The 4,383-nt window shown below is 40.7% G+C and carries 4 protein-coding genes; all 4 read right to left on the reverse strand.

Going from position 1 to position 4,383, the window contains the following annotated elements:
- Nucleotides 1-243: 243 nt before the first annotated feature.
- Entirely contained in the window at nucleotides 244-1,245 is a 1,002-nt protein-coding gene (locus tag AB4Z17_RS32350) for a helix-turn-helix transcriptional regulator (protein ID WP_441964430.1), read from the reverse strand.
- Between the two features lie 967 nt (nucleotides 1,246-2,212).
- Nucleotides 2,213-2,695 carry an NUDIX hydrolase gene (locus tag AB4Z17_RS32355; protein ID WP_339209183.1) on the reverse strand — a complete coding sequence of 161 codons (483 nt, stop codon included), beginning with the start codon at nucleotides 2,693-2,695 and terminating at the stop codon, nucleotides 2,213-2,215.
- Nucleotides 2,696-2,880: 185 nt separating this feature from the next.
- On the reverse strand, nucleotides 2,881-3,063 hold the full coding sequence (locus tag AB4Z17_RS32360) for a DUF7336 domain-containing protein (protein WP_441964432.1): 183 nt from the start codon (nucleotides 3,061-3,063) through the stop codon (nucleotides 2,881-2,883).
- Between the two features lie 114 nt (nucleotides 3,064-3,177).
- Nucleotides 3,178-3,855: a stalk domain-containing protein gene (locus tag AB4Z17_RS32365; RefSeq protein WP_441907743.1), complete on the reverse strand. Its 678-nt coding sequence runs from the start codon at nucleotides 3,853-3,855 to the stop codon at nucleotides 3,178-3,180.
- Nucleotides 3,856-4,383: the final 528 nt, after the last annotated feature.

The raw sequence follows: 4,383 nt of genomic DNA on the forward strand, positions 1-4,383 counted from the left end.
TCTTTATAGTGTTTTGACAGATCAGTTTAAGCCTATTCGTCAAAGACTCGTCTGGGAATTTTCAGCTAAATGACTTTAGTCAACTTGATCTCCATCCAATGTACCCAATTCTTTCAGTCAGTTGACACCTCCCAACTATTAACGTAGTGTTATCATCACTTGCGATAAACACGCCTGAATATTAATTATGACAAAAAATGCAATACATTATTGATCGTTATATCTGATTCGAATTGATTTGCTTTACTTGGATATTCCATCAATCAACTTCTCGAGATTTTCCCTATCCAGAAAAGGTGCTAGGCTTATGATCCGGTTCGCATCGATGGTTCCGTCTACAACCTGGTCTACCAAACGACTTAATGTCTCTCTGCTAATAAAGGGCGCCAGTCCATTCACGGCATTCCAGCTCAGGCTTCCTTCTTCGGCTTCTTGTACCAACCGATCCACCTGTTCCCTACCCAGAAAAGGTGCGAGGCTTACGATCCGGTTCGCATCGATGGTGCCGTCTACAACCCGGTCTACCAAACGACTTAATGTATCTCTGCTAATAAAGGGTGCCAGCCCTTGAACGGAATGCCAGCTCAAGCTGCCCTCATCTGCATGTTGTACCAATCGATCTACTTGTTCTCTTTCAAGAAACGGCGCAATTCCAACAAGATTGTGCACTTCTAAGGAACCGTCAATCGATTTATCTACCAGTCGGTTTAATGTGTCACTGCTGACGAACGGAGCGAGTCCGGTAATAACATTCCACACAATCTCGCCTTCTTCTGCCTGACGAACCAGTTCATCCAATGTATCTGTTCCAAGGAACGGAGCCAGCCTCATGATCACGTCTAACGTAAAGACGTTGCTGTCTAATCGTTCAGTAACCTTATGCAGAACGCTTGCCTTTACAAACGGCGCTACTTCTACAAGTTCTTCCACCTCCACCTCTCCGTTATTGACCATCTCTGCAACTTGTTCTGGCCTGTTCCCTGCGATCTCCTCAACGATCGTTCCTAGGTGCTGGTCCTCCCGATTTTCTGCGTTTTCTCCTGCATTAATAATGTCGTCTACCGTTTTTCCGAATATTCTCGCAAGCTGCGGAAGCGTTCCGATATCCGGTATCGAGTCGCCCCGTTCCCATTTCGATACCGCTTGATGACTTAAATTCAGTTGATCGGCAAGTTCCAATTGGGTCAGATCCTGATCTTTGCGAAGCTTCGAAATATAAGCTCCAATTTTACGTAAGTCGAGCATCGTATTACCTCCGTAAAAAAAATGTACAGTGCGCACCGTCGAATAAAGCATAGCATTTCCGCAAACGTGATTCTATCAAGCGTTGGTTGAATTGTCACATCCGCTTTATTCAACTGCCGGTAGAATTGTCCAGAATGAAAATCGCCAGAGAGGGTAGCCAGAAAATCCCGCAGCATGTACGAGATCTAGAATCCTCCCGACCTACACTACTTTTGTCGCTTTCATCTATAGGTTTTTTCTACAAATCATTTCCATTAAACTGTCCGTAAGTTTAATGAAATGAGCAGGTCACTACAGCGCCTGCTCATCGTTGTATGCTATTAAACTAAACTTACCCGTTAGTACAATGCAACTTAGTAAATATCCTCATTATTTAGAAGCTCTCTTAGCTCCGTGGTAAATTTGAGTACAGTTTTCCTCCTGTTATAAATTCAATGTAAACACTCTATTCATGTGAACCACCGATTTGTGCGTGAACAAAAGTGGTATCTTCCTTGAGACTTATTTTTATATACCCATCAGAATTATTATCTTGAAGTTCTGTCATTATTCCTTGGTCGATACAACAAACAATACCCTCAATCTGTTCTTATCTCACGTAAAAATGAGAAGTATGTGATATGAATTTTGTTGCTCCTGTCATATCAAAAGTATAATTAATATGAACCAGATATCTTGTCGCTTGTATAAACTTAGCAGAACCATCAATGGAAGACAATGTGACTTTGTTCGATAGAGGTAACATAATTTATTGCTCCATTCTTAAATCCTCCGTGCATCATATCCTCAAACTAAACTACTCGTCAGCTCAACGAGGCTGCCGGTTTATGTCGGCAGCCTCATTCTTTTGATAGTTAATTAAGCTATTGTTCCCCGTTTGTACAATCATTTATGTTGTGAGAAATTACATTCAAATCGCTCAACTCCAGGGTACTTTTCTCCCAGGCTCTTAATCATAAACCCAAGTCTACTTGAGTGATTTTAAGTAAAACATTATTCCTGCTCTGTCTACATTAGAAAATTGCAAAGGTTCATCATCCATCAAACGTCTTAATTCGTCTACTGAAATCCATCGTGGGTTCTTAGTATCATCACCTGAAGATAATAACTCCCCTTGCACCTTGCAACGGAAATAAACTCCAACTGAATCGAAAGGGCCCTTTATTGTTTGATAAGCTCCAAACGGTCTTATACATTCCACTTGGAATTCTGGGTCGATTCCTGTTGTATCGACCCGTGTATCCTCGCCTTCAATTTCAACTACATCCAGTCCAGTCTCTTCCTTAACTTCCCTTATTAGAGCTTGTGTTAATGATTCATATTGCTCAATTCTGCCACCAGGAAGTTCAATTTTTTTCGTTTCACCCGCTTTATCCCTTGTCTGTACTACTATTTCTAATATTCCGTTTACTATTCTTTCAATTATGGCACGAGAATTTACTAAAAACATTTGTATCAACCCCATTTCACATTATCGAATTAACCAAAATATGGATTTGTTATATAGGATTATTCTACGCAAGCTTCAAACTATCCTGCCCCATTTCAATGAAAAAAGTAGGCTGCCGTAGCACCTGCTCATCAATGTGTATCATTCAACTATCATTACCCGTTAGTTCAATGATTTATGGCTACTTACTCTTTCTTATTTGTCTCGTCCAAATATACTTTAATGAACCCTTCTGTCCAATTATCTTTGTCTACTTCATGTTCATTGATATAAAAATTATCAACGTAATCTCTAAAGCCTGGGAGTGCCTTGTATCTTTCCACTACTGATTCAGCTTTCTCTAATGATGAATAGACACCAATTAGCATTTTCAACAGAGTCTAACAATTCGTAAATGTCAGTAAAGTATTGATAAAAGGTGCTGTCACATAAAAAAAAGCCCACTACGCCTATACGGGCATTGTGGGCTTCTCTGCTTAATCTTACTTGTAAATTGAAGTATCTAGCGGAATAATGAACCCGCCGTCAACAGCTTGTGTCACATTTATTGCGATGTTCTTTACTCCAGAAATATCTACCTCAATCGTCTGGAGATCACTATTAGGGGAAATCTTCTCTACTTTTTTAAGGAGCACATTCTTGTCATTATCCCTAATTTCAAGAGACTCCACTTCCTTGCCGACTGCAGCGAATTGCAGAACAAGCTTCTGATATTTGCCGTTAGGGCTGAGCGCGGTATATTTAATATTGGAATTAGGTGCGCTGTACAGAACTTCCTTATAATTCTTGCCGCCGTATTTGGTCAGTGCAGGGTCCTTGGTATGCAGACTGGTGTTAAAATCCTCCTGATTCACGGGAATGCCTGCCCGCTGTTCGCCAATAATCACCTCTTTGGCTGTCCCGTCATATTTCACCGGAACATCCAACAGCTCAGAAACAGATCGTACCGGAAGATATGTAGTTCCTTTATAAGTAATAGGAAGTACCGCTTTGCCATTGCCATCTTTGAGAGGGGTAATCTCCCCGTTCACTCTGATTTTTAAATCTCCGTTTAACAACGCTTTAATTTCTTGTAGATTCGAGCTCGCGAAAGCACCTGTACCCATGCCCACCAAAAGTATCATGGTACCGCATAAAGTCGTAACAACCTTCTTCTTCATTTCTGTTTTCCTCCTCTTGGGATGTCTTCAAATCTAGGAACTCCGGAAACAACGGTTATTGAGAGATAATTTCTCTGAAAGATGACGCTACATGTGGGATAGTCTCTACGTTTATGGAGTTGAAGATTTTACCATATTATATCACAAAGCCATTTCTATTTCTCCCTTCTTCCAAGCTGCTGATTATCCCAACCCTTTCTAAAAGCATAAGCTCCGAAGGATCACGCTATCAGTTTATTTCCCTACTTCTCTCATTCCGGCTGTTCACTCATGTATAGAAAGGTAGATGATGATTTCAGGGTTTCAAATCCAAGCTTTAGGACACAAAATCGGGGTTTCTTCTATGTATTATCATACTTAACACAAAAAAAGGCGCTCCCGGCAGTAGTCCAGGAGCGCCTGCTTTATATTCAATTGTATATGGCCAGAACTTTCTACTGGCCTTTATTTACATCCTCCATAAAGCTCCTATAGTTTTCCACGATTTCTTTGGACCTTGTATGGTGTAGATAATGCGTGCCTTCAAAT

It is taken from the genome of Paenibacillus sp. TAF43_2, assembly GCF_052113545.1.
Taxonomy (GTDB): Bacteria; Bacillota; Bacilli; order Paenibacillales; family Paenibacillaceae; genus Pristimantibacillus.